Below are 20,684 nucleotides of genomic sequence, written 5' to 3'. Positions count from 1 at the left end.
GTGTTCCTTCTTCCTCACCACGTGGACGGGTAGAGCTTCGCCTCGGACGCGGAGGGGGCTACTCGGTACTTCTCGAGCACCTGGGACATGAGTGTGCGGAACGCCGGAGCCGCTCCGCTGGACCACTTGTTGGTCTGCGGCTTCGTGAACGTCACCGTGACAACATACTGGGGGTCTTCGGCGGGTGCCATTCCGGCCACCGATGTGATGCGCTGACCGCCGTAGCCCTGCGACCCCTCGGCCACCTCGGCGGTCCCCGTCTTCGCGGCGATGTTGTAGCCGGAGATCGGCTTCATGCCCACCAGCGTGCCACCCGTGACGACGCTCTGCAGCATGTCGGTGACCTGCGTTGCGGCTGCTGCGGAGACGACCCGCTGCTTCTGCACGTCGGGCGCGTCGATCGTCTTGCCGTCGGCCGTGGTGCAGCCCTTGACGAAGTGCAGCGGGATCCGGACACCGTCGTTCGCGATCGTCTGGAACACGCTCGCGACCTGGACCGCGGTCGTCGAGATGCCCTGGCCGAACATCGAGTTGATGTTCGTCTGCTGGTCCCAGTTCGGGCTCGTGCCGTAGTCCATCGACGGCTGGCCCGGGTAGTCGATCGCCGTCTCCGGCTCGAACAGCCCGAACTTCTTCATGTAGTCGAAGCGCTGCTGTGCTGTCAGCCGTGCGCCGAGCTCGGTGATGCCGACGTTCGACGAGTTCTGCAGGATGCCGGTCAGCGTGAGGTTCTCGGTGGCGTGGAACTCGGAGTCGTGGATCGTGCCGCCCCAGGGGAACGTGCGCGAGTACGGCACGACCGCCTGGTCGGTCGGGCTCGACTTGCCCTGGTCGAGCAGCGCGGCGGCGATGGCGGCCTTGATCGTGGAGCCCGGCTCGTACGACGCCGTCAGGGCGCGGGAGCCGAAGGCGCCCTTGTCGGTCGTGGCGTCGACGTCGTTCGGGTCCACCGTCGGGTAGTCGGCGACCGCGAGCAGCTCACCCGTCTTGACGCTCGTGACGGTCGCCGTCGCGGACTCCGCCTGCAGCGTCTTGGCGGCGGACGCGATGGTCTGCTGTGCCATGTACTGCAGGTCGCTGTCGATCGTGGTCTCGAGCGTGCCGCCGTCCTTGGCCTTCTTCGTGGTCACGGTGCTGCCCGGGAGCTGCACGCCGTCCTCGCCGCGCTCGTAGGTCTCCGAGCCGTTGGTGCCCGCCAGGCACTGGTTGTAGGAGTACTCCAGGCCGGCCTGAGCGCCGTCCGTGCCCATGAAGCCGGTGAGGTTGCCCGTGGTCGCGCCGGTCGGGTACACCCGCGCCGCCTGCGGCTCCGGGTACAGCCAGGGGATGCCGAGTGCCCGCACGGCCTCGTAGTGCTGCACGTCGAGGCCCTTGACCAGGTACGCGAAGTCGGACTTCGGGTTCGCGGCGATGTTCTTCCGCATGGTCGCGACGTCGCCCCCGGAGGCCTTCGCCAGCGCGCTGAGGGCGGTGCCGACGCTGACGTCCTTGATGCGGGTGCCGCCGAGCTTGCCCTTGAACTGCTTGACCAGGCGCGGCGAGGTCGTGATGTTGTACCGGGTCACGCTGTCGGCGAGTTCGGTTCCGTTGCGGTCCACGATCGACCCACGTGTGCCGTAGATCGTCACGGGGATGCTGCGCTTCTGGGCCGACGCCTTGTTCAGCTCCGACGCCTGGACGACCTGGATGTCGACGAGCCGCACCACGAACACCCCGACGAGGGCGATCACGGCGAGCATCACGATGCTGTAGCGCAGGCGTCGGTTGCGGATCGTCTTCGTCACGCGGTGCGGTCCTTCCCGGGCGGTGCTGAGGGTGCGGCGGACCCGCCGGTCACCGGGTGGAGGGCGCCTGGAGCGGGTTCGCGTCGGACTCTACGGACGACTTCGTCGTCCCCTGGTCCGACGCGCTGGCGCCGCTCGTCTTCTCAGACGTGGCGGTGCTGTCGGTGGATCCCGTGGCACCCGACTTGCTCGTCGTGCCCGTCTCCTTGCTGGTGGAGGTGTCCCCCGGCTTCGTGGCCAGCGGGACGTCGTTCAGCAGCGAGTTCGGCACCTGGTTCTCGGTGGACGCCGTGGCCTCGTCGGGCTTCGCCGGCGTCGGCGTGCCGTACACCCGACCGGTCTTCGGGTCGAGGTACACGGGCGTCGAGTTGGCGATCATGCCGAGCGATTGGGCGTTGCGGGCCAGGTTCTGCGGCGAGTCGAGGACCCGGAGCTGCTCGGACAGCGACTGCTGCGTGCGGGACAGGTTCGTCTGCTCGGCCGACAGCGAGTTGAGCGTGTAGGCGCCCTGGCTGAGCACCATGCTGATGCCGAGCTGGGCCAGCAGCAGGATCCCGAGCGCGGCGACGGCCACCACGGCGTACCCGATGCGGGGGCGTGCCCGGCGCTGGGCCGCGGTCGGGGTGACCTCGACCAGCTCGGGGCGGTGCTGACGGTCGGGGCGCGGGGCCCGCGACGGGACGACCGCAGGGTCGACGAGTGCGAGGTTCGTGCTCATGTCAGTTCCGGATCCGCTCGGCCGCGCGCAGGCGCACGGGGGTTGCTCGGGGGTTGGCGGCGCGTTCGGCCTCGTCGGCCAGCTCGGCGCCCTTGACGATCAGGGAGAAGGTCGGGGCGTGCTCGGGCAGCTCCACCGGCAGGCCGGCGGGGGCGCTCGACTTCGTGCGCTCCACCAGGGCCCGCTTGACGATGCGGTCCTCGAGGGACTGGTACGACTCGACGACGATCCGGCCGCCGACCGCGATGGCGTCCAGCGCCGCCGGGATCGCCCGCTCGAGCACGCTGAGTTCGGCGTTGACCTCGATGCGGAGTGCCTGGAAGACGCGCTTGGCCGGGTGCCCCTGACGCTGGATGGCGACCGGGGTCGCGTCGTGGAGCACCTGGACCAGGTCACCGGACATCTCGAACGGCTTCGTCGCCCGCCGCTCGACGATCGCTCGGGCGTAGCGGCCGGCGAGCTTCTCCTCGCCGTAGCGCTGGAAGATGCGGCGGAGTTCGCCCTCGTCGTAGGTGGCCAGGACGTCGGCGGCGGTCTGCCCCTCGGTCCGGTCCATGCGCATGTCGAGCGGTGCGTCCTGGCTGTACGCGAAACCGCGCTCGGCCCGGTCGAGCTGCAGCGAGCTCACGCCGAGGTCGAACAGCACGCCGTCGACCTTCGTGAAGCCCTCGCCCTCGATCGCGTCGACGATGCCGTCGTACACGGTGTGCACGAGGCGGACGCGGTCGCCGAAGCGGGCCAGGCGCTCCCCCGCGATGCCGAGAGCGTCGGTGTCGCGGTCGAGTCCGATGAGCGTGAGCTCCGGGAACCGCTCGAGCAGGCCCTCGGAGTGGCCGCCCATGCCGAGCGTGGCGTCGACGACGACCTTGCCCGGCCCCTCGAGCGTCGGCGTGAAGAGGTCGACGATGCGCTCGAGCATCACCGGCGTGTGCGGGAAGCGTGGCGTCTCGCTGTCGTTGTCGGCCATGTGCAGCCCCTCGTCTCCTGGGCCGTGGGTCCGGATCCCCATCCATGCGACCTGACACCGGGGAAGTGGCGTCAGGGCTTCACGGCTGGGAGTCCCGATCCGCGGATCAGAAGATCCCCGGGATCACCTCCTCGTCGTTGTCGGCGAATGCCTCTTCGGCTTCGGCGTAGTAGGCCTCCCACGCGGGGGTGGACCAGATCTCGGCACGGTCACCGCTGCCGATGACCGTGAGGTCCCGCTCGAGCCCCGCGTACTCGCGGAGGTTCTGCGGGATCGTCACGCGGTTCTGCTTGTCGGGCTGTTCGGCGCTGGCCCCCGAGAGGAACAGACGCATGTAGTCCCTGGTGCGCTTCGACGTCATCGGGGCGGTCCGGATGCGCTCGTGGAGTTCCTCGAACGTCCGGGCACTGAAGACCACGACGCAGCGTTCCTGGCCGCGGGTCATCACGAGCCCGCCGGACAGTTCGTCCCGGAACTTGGCGGGGAGGATCACGCGACCCTTCTCGTCGAGCTTCGGGGCATGAGTACCGAGCAGCACGTCGGGCCTCCCCTCCGCTCCACCGGACCGTTGCGAGCCCCACTTTACTCCACTCCCCTCCCCAAGCCCAGGAATCCGCTCCCTTTTCGGCCGGCGACACCCCTACTGGGGGCACGCAGACCGGAATGCACCCCGCGGGGAGGACCCCGGATGCCCGGATCCATGCGGTTCGCGAGCGCCAGAGCAGGCGTGGAGGAAAGTGGAGGACTTTCGCAGCCGGTGGAGCGCCTCGGGGCGCGCCGCGGGCGCTCGACGCCGAGCGGGCACGAACTGTCGCTCGCGCGGCCCCCAGCCGACAGTTCGTGCGACCTCGGCCTTCACCGCGGGGCATGTCGTGACCACTCGCGCACGCACCGGCGGCGGTCCGCCCCGGCCACTCCGGCCTGGAGGCCCGTCCCACCTCCGCCGCGGAGCTCACACGGGCGCACGGTCGGCTCCACCACGCCCGGCCGCCGGTCAGCGCACGGTCACGACGTACCGCCGCCGCGACACCGAGCGGGCACGAACCGTCGCTCGCGCGGGCCCCAGCCGACAGTTCCTGCACCCTCGGCATCCACCGCGCGGCATGTCGTGACCACTCGCGCACGCACCGGCGGCGGTCCACCCCGGCCACTCCGGCCTGGAGGCCCGCCCCACCACCGCCGCGGAGCTCACGCGGGCGCACGGTCGGCTCCACCACGCCCGGCCGCCGGTCAGCGCACGGTCACGACGTACCGCCGCCGCGACACCGAGCGGGCACGAACTGTCGCTCGCGCGGGCCCCAGCCGACAGTTCCTGCACCCTCGGCGTCCACCGCACGGCACGTCGTGACCACTTGCGCACACACCGGCGGCGGTCCACCCCGGCCTGGAGCCCGTCCCACCGCCGCCGCGGTGCTCACGCGGGCGCACGGTCGGCTCCACCACGCCCGGCCGCCGGTCAGCGCATGGTCACGACGTGCCGCCGCCGCGACGCCGAGTGGTCACGAACCGTCGCTCGCACCGGCCTCAGCCGACAGTTCCTGCACCCTCGGCATCCACCGCGCGGCATGTCGTGACCACTCGCGCACGCACGACTCCGCAACGACAGGCCCCTGGAAACACGAAACGGGGCCGACCCGAAGGCCGACCCCGTGGAGGAGTGTGGAGGGAGTCCTGGCGACCCCCGTCAGCTACTGACTCTGGTCGTTGCGCTTGTCCCAGCGCTCGTTCATCCGGTCCATGAAGGACCCGCCGCCACCGGTGGACGGACGCGCCGAACCACCGGACGCGGGCTTGCCCGGCCGAGCGGGCTTCGCCTTCGGGGCACGCATGCCCGGGCGCAGCGCGAACAGGACACCGGCGAGCATCACGACGAAGCCGAGGATGCCCAGCAGCGGCGCCTTGATGACGAGGCCGACGATGACGATGGCGACCCCGGCGAGTGCACCGAGGACCCCGAGCGTGATGGCTGTGTACGTCGGACGACCCTGTCGACGTGTGACACGAGCCACGAAATCGGAATCGTTCTGGTAGAGGCTGCGCTCCATCTCTTCGAGAAGGCGCTGCTCCTGTTCCGAGAGCGGCATCTTGGTTCCCTCTGTTCCTGGGATCGACGCGGGGTTGAAAAACGCGGGTTGAGTGGACCGATTCTATGCCTCGACCACTCCACTAGGGTAGGGATCGTGGCTGAGAGTACGCGATTAGTGGACCTCGTATCGGCGCGTATCGACCGGGCACTCGACGAGCAGCGTGAACGGCTCCTCGCGATCAGCCCCGACCTCGCACCGTTCGACCGGTACGCCCGAGACCTGTTGTCCGGCGGCAAGCGCTTCCGGGCACTGTTCTGCTACTGGGGATGGCAGTCGGTGGCGGGCCGTTCGGGCTCGTTCGACCCGCTGGCCGAAGGGTCCCGGCAGACCACCGCCGAGGCCGTCGTCACTGTCGCCGCAGCGCTCGAGGTCTTCCACGCCGCGGCCCTGGTGCACGACGACATCATGGACCGCTCGGACACCCGTCGTGGGCGTCCCGCCGCGCACCGCCGCTTCGAGTCCCTGCACGAGGAGTCCGGCTTCGTCGGCGACCGCGGGCAGTACGGCACGAACTCCGCGCTGCTCCTCGGCGACCTGCTGCTCTCGCTGAGCGACTCGGTCTTCGACGAGGGCCTCGCGCTCCTCGACCCGGTGCGGGCCCGCATCGTCCGCCAGGAGTTCCACGCGATGCGCCTCGACGTCACGGCGGGGCAGTACCTCGACGTGCACGAGGAGACCGCCTGGCCGGTCATCGACGAGTCCGAGCACCTGCTCCGCGCCCAGCGCGTCATCGTCTTCAAGTCGGCGAAGTACTCGATCGAGGCCCCGCTGGTCATCGGCGCCCTGGTCGCCGGCGCGAGCGACTCCCAGCTCGAGGGTCTCCGCGCCTTCGGACTCCCCCTCGGCGTGGCGTACCAGCTCCGCGACGACATGCTCGGGGTCTTCGGTGACCCCGAGGTCACCGGCAAGCCGGCCGGCGACGACCTGCGCGAGGGCAAGCGCACCGTCCTCATCGCCTCGGCGCGCAAGACGCTGGCGAGCGGCCCGCGGCAGCTCCTGGACGAGCTCCTCGGCGACCCCGACCTCGACGAGGAGCAGGTGCAGATGCTCCGCGCCACCCTCACCGAGTCCGGTGCCGTCGCCGCCGTGGAGCGGTCGATCGAGCGGCACGTCCAGCGCGCCAAGGCGGCACTGGACGCCTCGCCGCTGACACCGTCGGCACGCGAGCAGCTCGCGTCGCTGGCCGACACGGTCAGCCGCCGGTCGTCCTAGACACGGCCACAGGACGAAAGGGAGGCCCGGTGCCAGCTGGCACCGGGCCTCCCGTCCGTCCGGAACGCGTCTAGAGCAGCGACTGGGCGATGCGACGCACCTCGGCCTTGCGACCGGCGCGCAGCGCCGCGATCGGCGTGGTGCCCATCGCGTCGTCGACGGTGAGCATCCAGCGCACCGCCTCGTCGTCGGTGAAGCCGTTGTCGCCGAGCACGATCAGCGTGCCGCGGAGTTCGGGCATCGGCTCGCCGTCCTCGAGGAACTCGACCGGGACGCGCAGCACACCGCCGACGCGGGCTGCGAGCAGGGTCTTCTGCTCGAAGAGTCGGTGGATCCGTCCGGGGCTGGTGCTGAACATGTCCACCAGCTCGGGGACGGTCAGCCAGCGTTCGGAGAGGGACAGGTCGTCGACGGGTGCGGCACTCACACGCCCATGGTGCCAGAGTGACCGCCGGAGTGAATGCGCCTCGTTCGTCACATTCGTCACATCCACCCCATCTGACTCTCTGGTTGACTTGGGAATCAGGCCATGCCAGCGTTGTGGCACCTGTGAGTGCGCGCATGCGTGCGCACGGCTCAGTCGAGATCAGGAGAAACCCGTGGACCACGCTGCAGACGAAGTCGCCCGGCGCGCACGATCCGCCCGGTTCGCCACCATGCCCATCGTCCTCGCGGGCACCATCGCCGTGACCGCCAGCCTCACCGGCCCGGTCGCGCACGCCGAGCCGCGGCACGACGACGCCGACGCGAACCACAAGCGCCACGTCGACCAGGACCGCGCCGTCACCGACCGACCGGTGTTCGGCACCGCCGTCGCCCGGCCGTCGCAGACCGTCCTGCGGACCGTCGCCGCGACCACGAAGGGCCCGACCACGGCTGTGCCCACGAGCTACACCGTCCACCACGGCGACACGGTCTCGGGCATCGCCGCCCGCTTCGGCCTGTCGGCGCAGGAGATCCTCGTGCGCAACGGCCTCGGCTGGAACACGATCATCCACCCCGGGCAGACGCTCCACCTGGCATCGACACCCGCCGTCACCACCGCCGCGGCGCGCACCTCCGGCTCGACCGGCGGCTCCGGCTCGGACACCTCGAGCTACCACGTGAAGCACGGCGACACCGTCTCCGGCATCGCGTCCCGCGTCGGCGTGTCGACCACGGCGCTCCTCAGCGCGAACAAGCTGTCGCAGCGCAGCGTCATCTACCCCGGCCAGACGCTGCGGGTGCCGCACGGCACGTCGTCGACGCCGTCGGTGTCCACCGCCTCGGCCCCGTCGACGAAGTCGAGCGTGAAGATCAGCGCCGGCGACACCGTGGGCTCGATCGCCGCCGCGCACCACGTCTCGGTCAAGTCACTCCTGTCGGCGAACGGCCTGTCGTACACGAGCACGATCTATGCCGGCAAGACGCTCGTCATCCCGTCGTCGAACGCCACCGCGGCCCCCGCGGTCGCTGCCAGCGCTGCGGTCAGCGGTGCCGTCGGCCTGAGCGCCGAGCAGCGCCAGAACGCCGCGACCATCGTCTCCGTCGGTCGATCGCTCGGCGTCCCAGACCGCGGCATCGTCGTGGCACTCGCCGCCGCGATGCAGGAGTCGAGCCTCCGGAACCTGGCGCACGGCGACCGCGACTCGGTCGGCCTGTTCCAGCAGCGTCCGAGCCAGGGCTGGGGCAGCGCCTCGAAGCTGCAGGACCCGGCGCACGCCACCGCGCTGTTCTTCGGTGGGCGGAACAACCCGAACGCCGGCAAGACCCGCGGGCTGCTCGACGTGCCCGGCTGGTCCTCGATGAGCATCACCGACGCGGCCCAGGCCGTGCAGCTCTCCGCCTACCCGAAGGCCTACGCCTCCTGGGCGAGCGCCGCCGAGGGCTGGCTGGCGACCCTCTGAGCCTCATCCGGAAGATCGAGATTGGGTCACGGCCGGTGCGCCGGCGCGTCCGAGTGCGGTCTCGATTCGTAGAATGCCGCCGATGACCACCAACGCCGCCACGGACCCGATGATCGGTCGCATGATCGATCAGCGGTACCGCGTCCGCTCCCGCATCGCGCGCGGGGGCATGGCGACCGTCTACCTCGCGACCGACGTGCGCCTCGAGCGACGCGTCGCGATCAAGATCATGCACGGGCACCTGGCCGACGACCAGGCGTTCCGTGAGCGCTTCATCCAGGAGGCCCGCTCGGCTGCCCGGCTGTCGCACCCGAACCTGGTGGGCGTCTACGACCAGGGCGCCGAGGGCGAGATCGCCTACATCGTCATGGAGTACATCCCCGGCATCACGCTGCGCGACCTGCTGCAGGAGCACCACGCCCTGACGCCCGAGCAGGCGACGGACATCCTGCGCGCCGTGCTGGCCGGCCTCGCCTCGGCCCACCGCGCCGGGATCGTGCACCGCGACCTGAAGCCCGAGAACGTCCTGCTCGCGGACGACGGCCGCATCAAGCTCGGCGACTTCGGCCTGGCCCGCGCAACGACCGCGAACACGGCGACCGGCGCGGCCCTGCTCGGCACGATCGCCTACCTGTCCCCCGAGCTCGTGACGCGCGGTGCCGCCGACTCGCGCAGCGACATCTACGCGCTCGGCATCATGCTCTACGAGATGCTCACCGGCGAGCAGCCCTACAAGGGCGAGCAGCCGATGCAGATCGCCTACCAGCACGCCAACGACTCCGTGCCGGCGCCGAGTGCCGCCGTGTCCGGGGTGCCGCCGGAGCTCGACGAGCTGGTCGCCTGGTCGACCGCACGCGACCCCGAGGACCGCCCCCGCGATGCCCGCGAGATGCTCGACCACATGTCGGGCAACCAGCAGCGCGCGACCGGCCAGTACCGCACGGCCGTGCTCCGCCCCGAGAACGGGACCGCGATCCTGCCCTCCGGTGGCGCCGGCACGCTCGGCGCCGCAGCGGCCGCGGCCTCGGTCGGGGCTGCAGGAGCCGCAGGAGCCGCAGGAGCCGCAGGAGCGGACGAGACCGCCATCATCGACCGGTCCGGCGACCGGGACACCGGCGACCGCGGTCGAGCACCCGCCCGTGCCCGCGGCAACGCTCCGGGCCCCCGTCGCACCGGGGCACAGCCGGGCGTGCTCTCCCCCGCCGGACAGCGGCTCGCCGACCAGTCGGCGAAGCGTCGGAAGCGCGGCTGGATCCTGCTGTCCGTGGTCGTCGTGCTCGCGCTGATCGGAGCCGGCTTCGGCTGGTACTTCGGACCGGGGCCGGGTGGCAACGTGCGGATCCCGGAAGTCACGGGCAAGTCGGTCTCGCAGGCCCGGCAGCTGCTCGAAGCACAGGGCCTGCAGGCGGCGTCGAAGACCGGGACACGGTTCGACGCCGTCGTCGCGAAGGGGCAGGTCTCCACGACGAAGCCAGCCGCGGAGCGCGAGGTGCAGAAGGGCACGGCGGTGCAGATCGTCGTGTCGAACGGCCCCCGGATGATCCCGCTGCCGGCGATCGTCGGCCAGCCGCTCTCCACCGTGACGGCCGCGCTCGACGACGACTTCGAGCTGCAGGACGACCGGTACGAGTTCTCCGCCGACGCCCCGAAGGACACCGTGGTCGCGGCGACCGGTCGGGCGTCCGGCGGCAAGGCGCTCGACCTCACGACGGTGCAGGCCTACGGCGAGACCGGGCCGGTCACGCTGACCGTCTCGCTCGGGCCGGTGCCCGACGTGGTCGGCAAGACGGTCGACGAGGCCTCCGCCGCACTCGACGAGGTCGGACTGATCCTCGGAGCCCGCACCGAGGAGTACAGCGACAGCGTGCCCTCCGGCCAGATCGTCTCCGCCGCCGTGCAGGACTCCCCCGCCGTGCGCGGGTCGGCGGTGGACGTCGTCGTGTCGAAGGGACCGACGCCGATCACCGTGCCCGAGGACGGCGTCGTCGGGGCGACGATCAACGAGGCGACGAAGACCCTCGAGGACCTCGGCCTCAAGGTCTCCGTGCCCGACTGCACGAACATCCTCTGCGGCTTCTACGACTGGAAGTCGAAGCTGCCGGTCACCGGCACCGACCCGGGCGTCGGCGCCACGGTCTACCGCGGCGACACGGTCACCCTGTCCTACGACCAGTAGTCCCGCCGGGCAGTTCCCACGGCCCGGAACGTGCGGACACGACGGACAGGAGGCCCGGTGCCAGCTGGCACCGGGCCTCCTGTCCGGGGGTTCCTGCGTTACGAGCGGTCGGGCTGGTGCGCACCGAGTTCCTCGGCCACCAGGAAGGCGAGCTCGAGGGACTGCATGTGGTTCAGGCGCGGGTCGCACAGCGACTCGTAGCGGGTGGCGAGGGTGGCCTCGTCGATGTGCTCCGAGCCGCCGAGGCACTCGGTGACGTCGTCACCGGTGAGCTCGACGTGCATGCCACCCGGGTACGTGCCGACCTGGCGGTGCGCCTCGAAGAAGCCGAGGACCTCGTCCACGACGTCGTCGAACCGGCGGGTCTTGTAGCCCGTCGGCGTGGTCAGGCCGTTGCCGTGCATCGGGTCGGTGACCCACAGCGGATTGGCGTCCATGCCCTTGATCGCCTCGAGCAACTTGGGCAGCTCGTCACGGATCTTGCCGGCACCCATCCGCGTGATGAAGGTCAGGCGACCCGGCTCACGGTTCGGGTCGAGCTTGTCGACGAGCGCCTTCATGTCGTCGACGCTCGTCGTCGGGCCGAGCTTCACACCGATCGGGTTGCGCACCCGCGACAGGAAGTCCACGTGGGCGCCGTCGATGTCACGCGTGCGCTCACCGATCCAGATGAAGTGACCGGACGTGTCGTACGCCAGGCCGGAGCGCGAGTCGATGCGGGTCATCGGGCGCTCGTAGTCCATCAGCAGCCCCTCGTGCGAGGCGTAGAACTCGACGTGCTTGAGCGCCTCGAAGTCGGCGCCGCAGGCGTCCATGAAGCGGATCGCGCGGTCGATCTCCTTGGCGAGGTGCTCGTAGCGGGCGTTCGCGGGGTTCGAGGCGAAGCCCTTGTTCCACGAGTGCACCTGGCGCAGGTCGGCGAAGCCCCCCTGCGTGAAGGCACGGACGAGGTTCAGCGTCGAAGCGGCGGTGTGGTAGCCCTGCACCAGGCGGCGCGGGTCGGCCGTCCGGCTCTCGGGCGTGAAGTCGTAGCCGTTCACGATGTCGCCGCGGTACGCGGGCAGCGTGACGTCACCGCGGGTCTCGAAGTCGCTCGAGCGGGGCTTGGCGAACTGGCCGGCCATGCGCCCCATCTTGATGACGGGCATCGAGGCACCGTAGGTCAGCACGACGGCCATCTGCAGGATCGTCTTCACCCGGTCGCGGATGGAGTCGGCGGTGGCACCGGCGAAGGTCTCGGCGCAGTCACCGCCCTGCAGCAGGAAGGCCTTGCCCTGGGCGGCCGCGGCGAGCCGCTCGCGCAGCTTGTCGACCTCGCCCGCGAACACGAGCGGCGGGAGCGTGGCGATCTCGGCCGAGGCGGCCTCGGCAGCGGCGGCGTCCGGCCAGGTCGGCTGCTGCTTGATCGGGAGCGTCCGCCAATAGTCGAGCCCCTCGATGACGTCCGGATCCTGCAGGGCGACGAAGTCGGTCGACTCGGGCAAGGGCGTTACCTCGGTGTTCTGTGCGGGCGGCCCGACGACGCTGACCGTACCGGGCCGCGCGTCGTCGATGGGCGTCCTGGCGGGGTGCCGGGACCATCAGAGCCTAACGTGCAGGCGTCGACTTCCGTTCCCGCATGACGGCCTCGCGCGCGGAGCTCGCCCGCTCCTTCACGCTGGTGGCGTAGACGTCCATGTACTCCTGACGGCTCAGGCCGGCGAGCTCGTGCATGACCTCGTCCGTGACGCTGCGCAGGATGAAGCGGTCGGTCTCGAACCCCTGGAACCGCGAGAAGTCGAGCGGCTTGCCGAACACGACCCCGACGCGCTTGATCTTCGGGAAGCGCTGCCCGATCTGCTGCACCTCGCGCGTGCCGACCATGGCCACGGGGACGACGAGCACGCGCCCCTCGAGGATCATCCGGGCGATGCCGGTGCGGCCGCGGTAGAGCTTGCCGTCGGGGCTGCGGGTGCCCTCGGGGTAGATGCCGAGCTGCTCACCGCGCGCCAGGACCTGCAGGCCGGTGCGCAGCGATGCCTCGGACGCCTTGCCGCCGGAGCGGTCGATCGGCAGCTGGCCGATGGCGTTGAAGAACGTCTTCGTCGCCCAGCCCTTCAGCCCGCGGCCGGTGAAGTAGTCGCTCTTCGCCAGGAACGACAGTCGACGGTCGAGCACCGCCGGCAGGATCACCGAGTCGATGAACGAGATGTGGTTCGACGCGAAGATGACCGGGCCCGAGGTCGGGACGTGCTCACGTCCGACGACCCACGGCCGGAACAGGGTGAGGATGAGCGGGCCGAGCACGAAGTTCTTCAGCAGCCAGTAGGTCATCGACGACTCCAGGTGGTGAGAAGGTGGTGGCCCGGGTGGGTGGCCCGACCCTACGCCGTGCGGGCGTGGATGCGGGCGAGGTCGGCGGCACCGACGACGCCGGCGTCGTTGACGAGTTCGGCGATCACGAAGTCCGGCTCCGGGTGGTACCCGCGGGCCGGCAGGTTGTTGAGGTACGCCTGCTTGATCGGGTCGAGCAGCCGGTCCCCCGCACTGGCGACCCCGCCGCCGAACACGAAGAGCTGCGGGTCGAGCACCGCGGACAGCGACGCGCACGCCTCGCCGAGGTGTCGACCGAGCCGACGGAGGGCCGCGAGGGCACCCGGGTCGTCGGCCAGGATCAGGTCGCCGACGATCTTGCCGTCGAGCTGGCCGCCGTTGTCGGCGCGGGCGTCGGCCAGCGCCGAACCGATGCCACCGGCGTCGGCGACGTCGTTCGCCATGCGCTGCAGGGCACGGCCCGAGCCGTACTGCTCGATGCAGCCGCGGGCGCCGCAGCCGCAGGGCAGCCCGTTCGGGACGATGCGCAGGTGGCCGATCTCGCCGCCGGTGCCGAAGCCACCGCGGAACAGGCGGTCCTCGGTCACGATGGCCCCACCGACACCCGTGCCGATGGTCAGCATGGTCATGTCGGACACGAGTCGACCGGCGCCGAACCGGAACTCGGCCCAACCGGCGGCGTTCGCGTCGTTGTCCACCGTGATGTGCAGGTCGCCGAGGCGCTGCTGCAGCTTCTGCCGGAGCGGTTCGTTCCGCCACCGGATGTTCGGCGTGTAGTAGACGATCGACTGCGAGGCGTCGATGAACCCGGGGGCAGCGACCCCCACGGCGCCGACCTGGTGGAGCGAGCTGAGTCGCTCGACCATCGAGACGACGTCGTCGAGCATGGCGTTCGGGTCCGCAGCGTTGGTGGCCACGCGGTCCTCGGCGACGATCTCGCCCAGTTCCGTCACGACCGCACCCGCGATCTTGGTGCCCCCGATGTCGATTCCGATGGCGTGCACGAGCAACGAGCCTACCGGTTCGCCGCGAAGTCACGGAACGCCCGGTGACGCGTCCTATGCTGGCGGTGTCGCCTCGGTGTTGAGGCGCACTCGAGTCGAACCGGCAGACAAGGGAGTCACCGTGAACGATCAGCGTCCTGCACGCAGCAGCGCCTCCACCGACACGTCCACCGCTGGCAGCGCCGCCACCGGGACCACGCCGTCGGCCGGGAGGCACGCCACACCACCCAGCGCCGGTCCCGTCGCCCCGGACCACGGCTCGGCAGCGAGGCTCCTCGGCGACCGCGTCCGCCGGACGCCCGACCGTCCGATCCTCGCTCAGCGCCACGGCGACACCTGGACCACCTTCACCGCTGCGGAGACCCTCGCCCGGGTCCGCGGCATCGCGAAGGGCTTCGTCGCCGCCGGGCTCGAACCGGGCGCACACGTCGCGATCCTGTCCCGCACCCGTCTGGAGTGGACCCTGGTCGACTTCGCCGTGTGGACAGCCGGCCTGGTGTCCGTGCCCGTCTACGAGACGAGCTCCCCCGATCAGGTGCGCTGGATCCTGTCCGACTCCGAGTCGGTCGCGATCGTCGTCGAGCAGGAGGAGCACGCACGCCGCGTCGCCTCCATCGCGCCCGACCTGCCGTCCCTGGGCCAGCACTGGACGATCGACGGTGGCGGCCTCGACGACCTGACCCGGCTCGGCGAGGACGTCACCGACGACGAACTCGACGCCCGGACCGCGAACGTGCACGGCCACGACGACGCCACGATCATCTACACCTCCGGCAGCACCGGCCGGCCGAAGGGCTGCGTCCTGCGGCACGACAACTTCACCGCCACGGTCGAGGGCGCGAGCGAAGCGATGCCCGAGGTCGTCGCCGACGACGCCTCGACCCTGCTGTTCATCCCGCTCGCCCACGTCTTCGCCCGGTTCATCGCCGCCATGTCGGTGTCCGCCGGCGTCCTCGTCGGCCACGAGCCGGACACCAAGGACCTGATGCGCGCGGTGTCGACCTTCGAGCCGACGTTCCTGCTCGCGGTCCCCCGGGTGTTCGAGAAGATCTACAACTCCGCCGAGCAGAAGGCCGACCTCGGCGGCAGGGGCCGGATCTTCCGCGCGGCGGCGGACACCGCCGTCGCCCACTCCGAGGCCCTCGCAGCCGGCAGGGTGCCGTTCCTGCTCGGGCTGAAGTTCAAGCTGTTCGACCGGCTCGTGTACGCCAAGCTCCGCGACGCCCTCGGCGGACGGGTCGAGTACGCCGTCAGCGGTTCGGCCCCCCTCTCCCCGCGGCTCTCGCACTTCTTCCGCTCGATCGGGGTGCTCATCCTCGAGGGCTACGGCCTGACCGAGACCACCGCTCCCGCCACCGTCAACCGTGCCCGGGAACTCCGCATCGGGACGGTCGGTCGGGCGCTGCCCGGCATCGAGGTCCGGATCGCCGACGACGGCGAGATCCTGATCCGCGGCGTCGACGTCTTCGACCGGTACTGGCGGAACGACGAGGCGACCGAGCACGCCTTCGCCGACGGCTGGTTCCGCACCGGCGACCTCGGCCGGATCGACGCCGACGGGGTCCTCACCGTCACCGGCCGCGCCAAGGAGCTCATCGTCACCGCGAGCGGCAAGAACGTCGCGCCGGCACCGCTCGAGGACGGCATCCGCGAGCACCCGCTCATCGGCCAGGTCGTGGTCGTCGGTGAGGGCAAGCCGTTCGTCGCAGCACTCGTGACGCTCGACCGCGAGATGCTCCCCGGATGGTGCGAGTCCCGCGGGATCACCCCGGCGCTGAGCGGGCACGAGGCCGCCTACGACGAGCGTGTGCTCTCCGCCGTCCAGGAGGCCATCGACGCCGCCAACGGCCGGGTCTCCCGCGCCGAGTCGGTCCGGTCGTTCACGATCCTCGACACGGACCTGACCGAGGCCTCCGGGCACCTCACGCCGAAGCTGACGATCAAGCGGTCGGTGATCCTCAAGGACTTCGCCGCGGACATCGACCACATCTACTCCGGGTCGAAGGTGCAGACGACGGCGACCCCGGTGATCGAGGGGCGGCGCCGCAACCGCGCGTAGCGCCCGCCGGGCGTCCCTGGTCGTTCCGGGCGTACCAGGTCGTTCCTTCTGACCAGGTACGCCCGATTCCGCAAGGTGCGCGCGCGGCTGCCCGTGAGCGACCAGCTCCGGGCGTACCGGGTCGTTTCGGGGGTTCCGGGTCGATTCTTCTGACCCGGTACGCCCGATTCCACCAGGTACGCGCGGGTCGGAGACGCAACGGCCTGGAGGCCCGGATCACGTCCGTCGGACGTGATCCGGGCCTCCAGGCCGTTCAGCGGGCGCCGGGGGCGCCGCGGGGCTCAGGCCTCCGGCGACTGCTCCGTCGCGGGGGCGTCGAGGACGGCGGTCGAACCGGTCGGGACGGTGGTCTCGGCTGGTCGACGGTTGGTGCGGGTGCGGTGCGAGCTGAGCTCGTCGTTCTGACTGGTCATGCGGGAGTCCTGGGGGGATGGGATGGTCGTCGGTGGGAGGCCGACAGCAGCACGGTACCTCCTCGTCAGGACAAAGCGACAATCCCCCGTGGGGGTGTCACACCACTGTTCACAGCCGGCGAACGCGGGCCTGTGCAACCACTCAGTGGAACCAGTCCTGCGCGCGGATGTCGCGCAGTGCCTGACGGCGGATCTCGGGGTCGAGCGTCATCACGTAGACGGTGCCGTCGAGGTGGTCGCACTCGTGCTGGAGCGCCTCGGCCATCAGGCCCGTGCCCTCGAGGACGACCTCGTCGCCGTCGACGTCCACACCCCGCACCTTCGCGTACGGGGAGCGACGCGTCGGGTAGCCGAGCCCCGGGACGGAGAGGCAGCCTTCTTCCATGAGCTCGGGCTCCCCGGAGACCTCGACGATCTCGGGGTTGAGGACGTAGCCGACCTCGCCGTCCACGTTGTACGAGAACGCACGGAGCCCGACGCCGATCTGGGGCGCGGCCACTCCGGCACGTCCGGGTTCCTTGACGGTGTCGATGAGGTCCTGCACGAGGTCACGGACCCCGGCGCTCCCGAGCAGTTCGGGGCGGATCGGGTCGGCCGGCGAACGGAGGACGGGGTCGCCGAACAGGCGGATGGGACGAACGGTCAATTTACTGCAGCACCACCAGGAGGTCGCCGGCGTCCACCTGCTGGGTCACCGGGATCGCGAGTCGGCCGACGGTGCCCGACACGGGCGCCGTGATGGCCGCTTCCATCTTCATCGCCTCGATGCTCGCCACCGGCGTACCGGCCTCGACGACGTCACCGACGGCGACCTTGAGCGTCACCACGCCGGAGAACGGCGCGGCCACGTGCTTGGGGTCCGACGCGTCGGCCTTCTCGGCCGCCTTCGTCTCGACCTCGACCGAACGGTCGCGGACGGCGACCGGGCGGAGCTGCCCGTTCATCGTCGCCATGACCGTGCGGATGCCCTTGGCGTCCACCTCGCCGATCGCCTCGAGCCCGACGAACAGGTCGACGCCCTTGCCGAGCGGGACGCTGTGCTCCTGCCCGGGGCGCAGCCCGTACAGGTAGTCGACGGTCGGGACGACGGACAGGTCGCCGTACTGCTCCCGCACGCGCTGGAACTGCTGCGTCGGCTGCGGGAAGAGCAGGCGGTTGAGGGCCTGCTGGCGCTCGGGTCCGGGGTTCTCGAGGTGCGCGCGCTCGTCGGCGGGCACCGGGGTGATCTCGAGTCGGACGTCACGCCCGGCCAGGACCTTCGAGCGGAACGGCTCGGGCCAGCCGCCGGGCAGGTCGCCCAGTTCGCCGGCCATGAACCCGACCACGGAGTCCGGGATGTCGTACTTGTCGGGGTTCTGCTCGAAGTCGACCGGGTCGGCACCGACCGCGGCGAGCTGCAGCGCGAGATCACCGACGACCTTCGACGACGGCGTGACCTTGGTGGGGCGCCCGAGGATCCGGTTCGCCTCGGCGTACCAGTCCTCGACCTGCTCGAACCGGTCACCGAGGCCGAGGGCGATCGCCTGCTGCCGGAGGTTCGAGAGCTGACCGCCGGGGATCTCGTGCTTGTAGACACGCCCGGTCGGACCGGCGAGCCCAGACTCGAACGGGGCGTACACGCGACGGACCGACTCCCAGTAGGGCTCGAGGTCACCGACGGCGTCGAGGGACAGACCGGTGTCGCGCTCGGTGTGGGCCAGCGCGGCGACCAGGGCGGACATGCTCGGCTGGCTGGTCGTGCCGGCCATGGGTGCCGCGGCCACGTCGACGGCGTCGGCCCCGGCGCGCGAGGCGGCGAGCAGGGTCGCGAGCTGGCCGCCGGCGGTGTCGTGGGTGTGCACGTGCACGGGCTGGTCGAAGCGCTCGCGCAGGGCGGTGACGAGCTTCTCGGCCGCACCGGCACGGAGGAGCCCAGCCATGTCCTTGATGCCGATGACGTGCGCGCCGGCCTCGACCATCTGCTCCGCCAGGCGGAGGTAGTAGTCGAGCGTGTAGAGGTCCTCGGCGGGGTCGAGGAGGTCGGCGGTGTAGCAGAGCGCCGCCTCGGCGACGGCCGTACCGGTCGCGAGCACGGCCTCCAGGGCTGGACGCAGCTGGCTGACGTCGTTCAGCGCGTCGAACACGCGGAAGACGTCGACGCCGGACCGGGCCGCCTCGTCGACGAAGGCGTCGGTGACCTCGGTCGGGTAGGGCGTGTACCCGACGGTGTTGCGGCCGCGCAGCAGCATCTGGATCGGGATGTTCGGCATCGCTTCGCGCAGCGAGGCCAGGCGCTCCCACGGGTCCTCGCCGAGGAACCGGAGGGCGACGTCGTACGTCGCACCGCCCCAGGCTTCGACGCTCAGCAGCTGCGGCGTGAGCCGCGCGACGTACGGTGCGACGGCGACGAGGTCCTTCGTGCGGACCCGGGTGGCGAGGAGCGACTGGTGGGCGTCGCGCATCGTCGTCTCGGTCACCGCGAGGGCCGTCTGGGCACGCAGGGCCTTCGACCACTCGGCCGGACCCATCGCCAGCAGGCGGTCGCGCTGTCCCTCGGGCACCGGCGTCGTCAGGTCGGTGGCCGGGAGCTTGTCGGCCGGGTCGGTGACCAGCGGCGACCGCTCACCGTTCGGCTTGTTCACCGTGACGTCGGCGAGCCAGGTGAGCACCTTCGTGCCGCGGTCCTTCGAGACGTGGCCGCCGAAGAGCTGCGGACGTTCCTCGATGAACTTCGTCGAGACGTCGCCGCGGGCGAAGTCCGGGTCCTCGAGCACGGCCTGCAGGAACGGGATGTTCGTGCTGACGCCGCGGATGCGGAACTCGGCGAGGGCGCGCTTGGCACGGGACACCGCCGCCGGGAAGTCCCGGCCGCGGCACGTCATCTTCGCGAGCATCGAGTCGAAGTGCGGGCTGATCTGCGCGCCGGTGGCGACCGTGCCGCCGTCGAGCCGGACGCCCGCGCCGCCGGGGCTGCGGTAGGTGCTGATCCGGCCGGTGTCCGGACGGAAGCCCTGCGTCGGGTCCTCGGTCGTGATGCGGGTCTGCAGCGCGGCGCCGTGCACGGCGACGGTGTCCTGCGACAGGCCGAGGTCGGCGAGGGTCTCCCCCGCCGCGATGCGCATCTGCGACTGCACCAGGTCGACGTCGGTGACCTCTTCGGTGACCGTGTGCTCGACCTGGATGCGCGGGTTCATCTCGATGAAGACGTGCTGCCCCTCGCGCTCGCCCTCGGTGTCGAGCAGGAACTCCACGGTGCCGGCGTTCACGTACCCGATCGACTGGGCGAAGGCCACGGCGTCACGGTGCAGTGCCTGTGCGATCGCGGGGTCGAGGTTCGGCGCCGGCGCGATCTCGACGACCTTCTGGTTGCGCCGCTGCACCGAGCAGTCCCGCTCGAACAGGTGGATCGTGCCCGCTTCGGTACCGGTCGCGTCGGCGAGGATCTGCACCTCGATGTGGCGCGGACGGATGACGGCCTGCTCGAGGAACATCGTCGGGTCGCCGAACGCGCTGTCGGCCTCGCGCATGGCTGCTTCGAGGGCGTCGCGCAGCTCGGGCTTCGTCTCCACCCGGCGCATGCCTCGGCCACCACCACCGGCGACGGCCTTCGCGAAGACCGGGAACCCGATCGCGTCGGCGCCGGCGATCAGTTCGTCGATGTCGCGGCTCGCCGGGGTGCTCGCGAGGACCGGGACGCCGGCCGCGATCGCGTGCTCCTTCGCGGTGACCTTGTTGCCGGCCATCTCGAGCACGTGCTCGCCCGGACCGATGAACGTGATGCCGTTCGCGGCCGCTGCCGCGGCGAGCTCGGGGTTCTCGGACAGGAACCCGTACCCCGGGTAGATCGCGTCGGCCCCCGACTCGCGGGCGACGCGGATGATCTCGGAGACGTCCAGGTACGCCCGGACCGGGTGGCCCCGCTCCCCGATCAGGTAGGCCTCGTCGGCCTTGAGGCGGTGCAGGGAGTTCCGGTCTTCGTACGGGTAGACGGCGACAGTACGAGCCCCCAACTCGTAGGCGGCACGGAACGCGCGGATGGCGATCTCGCCACGGTTCGCAACGAGGATCTTCGTGAACACGACGTCC

At 70.8% G+C, this 20,684-nt stretch carries 16 protein-coding genes; 4 read left to right on the top strand and 12 right to left on the bottom strand.

Annotated elements, in window-relative coordinates:
* Positions 1–14: 14 nt before the first annotated feature.
* The 5 genes from DEJ20_RS07385 to DEJ20_RS07365 all read right to left on the bottom strand — a co-directional run bounded on the left by DEJ20_RS07385 (position 15) and on the right by DEJ20_RS07365 (position 5,553).
* Positions 15–1,784, bottom strand: a complete 1,770-nt coding sequence (locus tag DEJ20_RS07385) for a peptidoglycan D,D-transpeptidase FtsI family protein (protein ID WP_111236459.1) — start codon at positions 1,782–1,784, stop codon at positions 15–17.
* 49 nt (positions 1,785–1,833) lie between these two features.
* Positions 1,834–2,502, bottom strand: coding sequence for a cell division protein FtsL (ftsL, locus tag DEJ20_RS07380; RefSeq protein ID WP_111236458.1), 669 nt, complete (start codon positions 2,500–2,502; stop codon positions 1,834–1,836).
* A gap of 1 nt (position 2,503) precedes the next feature.
* Positions 2,504–3,469, bottom strand: a complete 966-nt coding sequence (gene rsmH / locus DEJ20_RS07375) for a 16S rRNA (cytosine(1402)-N(4))-methyltransferase RsmH (protein WP_111236457.1) — start codon at positions 3,467–3,469, stop codon at positions 2,504–2,506.
* Positions 3,470–3,575: 106 nt separating this feature from the next.
* Positions 3,576–4,007 (bottom strand): division/cell wall cluster transcriptional repressor MraZ, encoded by a 432-nt coding sequence (gene mraZ, locus DEJ20_RS07370; protein ID WP_017886616.1) that lies wholly within the window; start codon positions 4,005–4,007, stop codon positions 3,576–3,578.
* A gap of 1,150 nt (positions 4,008–5,157) precedes the next feature.
* Positions 5,158–5,553, bottom strand: a complete 396-nt coding sequence (locus tag DEJ20_RS07365) for an SCO2097 family morphological protein (protein WP_111091079.1) — start codon at positions 5,551–5,553, stop codon at positions 5,158–5,160.
* 96 nt (positions 5,554–5,649) lie between these two features.
* Between DEJ20_RS07365 and DEJ20_RS07360 the strand changes: the two genes are divergently transcribed.
* Complete coding sequence (locus tag DEJ20_RS07360) at positions 5,650–6,768, top strand: polyprenyl synthetase family protein (protein WP_071405410.1); 1,119 nt, start codon at positions 5,650–5,652, stop codon at positions 6,766–6,768.
* A 70-nt stretch (positions 6,769–6,838) separates the two neighbouring features.
* Here the strand turns inward: DEJ20_RS07360 and DEJ20_RS07355 are convergent, their stop codons facing one another.
* A complete protein-coding gene (locus DEJ20_RS07355; RefSeq protein WP_171907813.1) occupies positions 6,839–7,195 on the bottom strand; it encodes an Rv2175c family DNA-binding protein in 357 nt (118 codons plus the stop codon).
* A gap of 172 nt (positions 7,196–7,367) precedes the next feature.
* On the opposite strand from DEJ20_RS07355, the gene DEJ20_RS07350 reads away from it, so the two are divergent.
* The gene (locus tag DEJ20_RS07350) at positions 7,368–8,654 is read left to right on the top strand and encodes a LysM peptidoglycan-binding domain-containing protein (protein WP_258377260.1); all 1,287 of its coding nucleotides are present in this window, start codon (positions 7,368–7,370) and stop codon (positions 8,652–8,654) included.
* Positions 8,655–8,736: 82 nt separating this feature from the next.
* A complete protein-coding gene (gene pknB, locus DEJ20_RS07345; RefSeq protein ID WP_146245495.1) occupies positions 8,737–10,830 on the top strand; it encodes a Stk1 family PASTA domain-containing Ser/Thr kinase in 2,094 nt (697 codons plus the stop codon).
* Positions 10,831–10,928: 98 nt separating this feature from the next.
* On the opposite strand, the gene DEJ20_RS07340 is transcribed toward pknB, so the two are convergent.
* The 3 genes from DEJ20_RS07340 to DEJ20_RS07330 form a co-directional block, all read right to left on the bottom strand.
* Positions 10,929–12,314 (bottom strand): class II 3-deoxy-7-phosphoheptulonate synthase, encoded by a 1,386-nt coding sequence (locus tag DEJ20_RS07340; protein ID WP_110864693.1) that lies wholly within the window; start codon positions 12,312–12,314, stop codon positions 10,929–10,931.
* A 103-nt stretch (positions 12,315–12,417) separates the two neighbouring features.
* Positions 12,418–13,143 (bottom strand): lysophospholipid acyltransferase family protein, encoded by a 726-nt coding sequence (locus DEJ20_RS07335; protein WP_111236455.1) that lies wholly within the window; start codon positions 13,141–13,143, stop codon positions 12,418–12,420.
* A gap of 50 nt (positions 13,144–13,193) precedes the next feature.
* The gene (locus DEJ20_RS07330; protein ID WP_017886608.1) at positions 13,194–14,147 is read right to left on the bottom strand and encodes an ROK family glucokinase; all 954 of its coding nucleotides are present in this window, start codon (positions 14,145–14,147) and stop codon (positions 13,194–13,196) included.
* Between the two features lie 121 nt (positions 14,148–14,268).
* Here DEJ20_RS07330 and DEJ20_RS07325 point away from each other — a divergent pair, with 121 nt between their 5' ends.
* Positions 14,269–16,206, top strand: a complete 1,938-nt coding sequence (locus DEJ20_RS07325; protein WP_111236454.1) for an AMP-dependent synthetase/ligase — start codon at positions 14,269–14,271, stop codon at positions 16,204–16,206.
* 281 nt (positions 16,207–16,487) lie between these two features.
* Here DEJ20_RS07325 and DEJ20_RS07320 read toward each other — a convergent pair whose 3' ends face one another.
* From DEJ20_RS07320 to DEJ20_RS07310, 3 genes are all read right to left on the bottom strand, one after another.
* Entirely contained in the window at positions 16,488–16,619 is a 132-nt protein-coding gene (locus tag DEJ20_RS07320) for a hypothetical protein (RefSeq protein WP_258377259.1), read from the bottom strand.
* A gap of 142 nt (positions 16,620–16,761) precedes the next feature.
* Positions 16,762–17,265, bottom strand: a complete 504-nt coding sequence (locus DEJ20_RS07315) for a peptide deformylase (RefSeq protein ID WP_027465234.1) — start codon at positions 17,263–17,265, stop codon at positions 16,762–16,764.
* A 1-nt stretch (position 17,266) separates the two neighbouring features.
* Positions 17,267–20,677 carry a pyruvate carboxylase gene (locus DEJ20_RS07310; protein WP_111236453.1) on the bottom strand — a complete coding sequence of 1,137 codons (3,411 nt, stop codon included), beginning with the start codon at positions 20,675–20,677 and terminating at the stop codon, positions 17,267–17,269.
* Positions 20,678–20,684 lie beyond the last annotated feature (7 nt).

Source organism: Curtobacterium sp. MCSS17_005 (genome assembly GCF_003234225.2).
In the GTDB taxonomy this organism is placed as follows: Bacteria; Actinomycetota; Actinomycetes; order Actinomycetales; family Microbacteriaceae; genus Curtobacterium; species Curtobacterium flaccumfaciens.
The sequence above is the reverse complement of the archived record's forward strand: the minus strand, read 5'-3'. Positions and strand labels throughout refer to the sequence as shown.

Bases quoted from the DNA above. Each gene is read 5' to 3' on its own strand.
- ftsL (WP_111236458.1), bottom strand. From the start codon at position 2,502: ATGAGCACGAACCTCGCACTCGTCGACCCTGCGGTCGTCCCGTCGCGG.
- rsmH (WP_111236457.1), bottom strand. From the start codon at position 3,469: ATGGCCGACAACGACAGCGAGACGCCACGCTTCCCGCACACGCCGGTG.
- DEJ20_RS07365 (WP_111091079.1), bottom strand. From the start codon at position 5,553: ATGCCGCTCTCGGAACAGGAGCAGCGCCTTCTCGAAGAGATGGAGCGC.
- pknB (WP_146245495.1), top strand. From the start codon at position 8,737: ATGACCACCAACGCCGCCACGGACCCGATGATCGGTCGCATGATCGAT.
- DEJ20_RS07335 (WP_111236455.1), bottom strand. From the start codon at position 13,143: ATGACCTACTGGCTGCTGAAGAACTTCGTGCTCGGCCCGCTCATCCTC.
- DEJ20_RS07320 (WP_258377259.1), bottom strand. From the start codon at position 16,619: ATGACCAGTCAGAACGACGAGCTCAGCTCGCACCGCACCCGCACCAAC.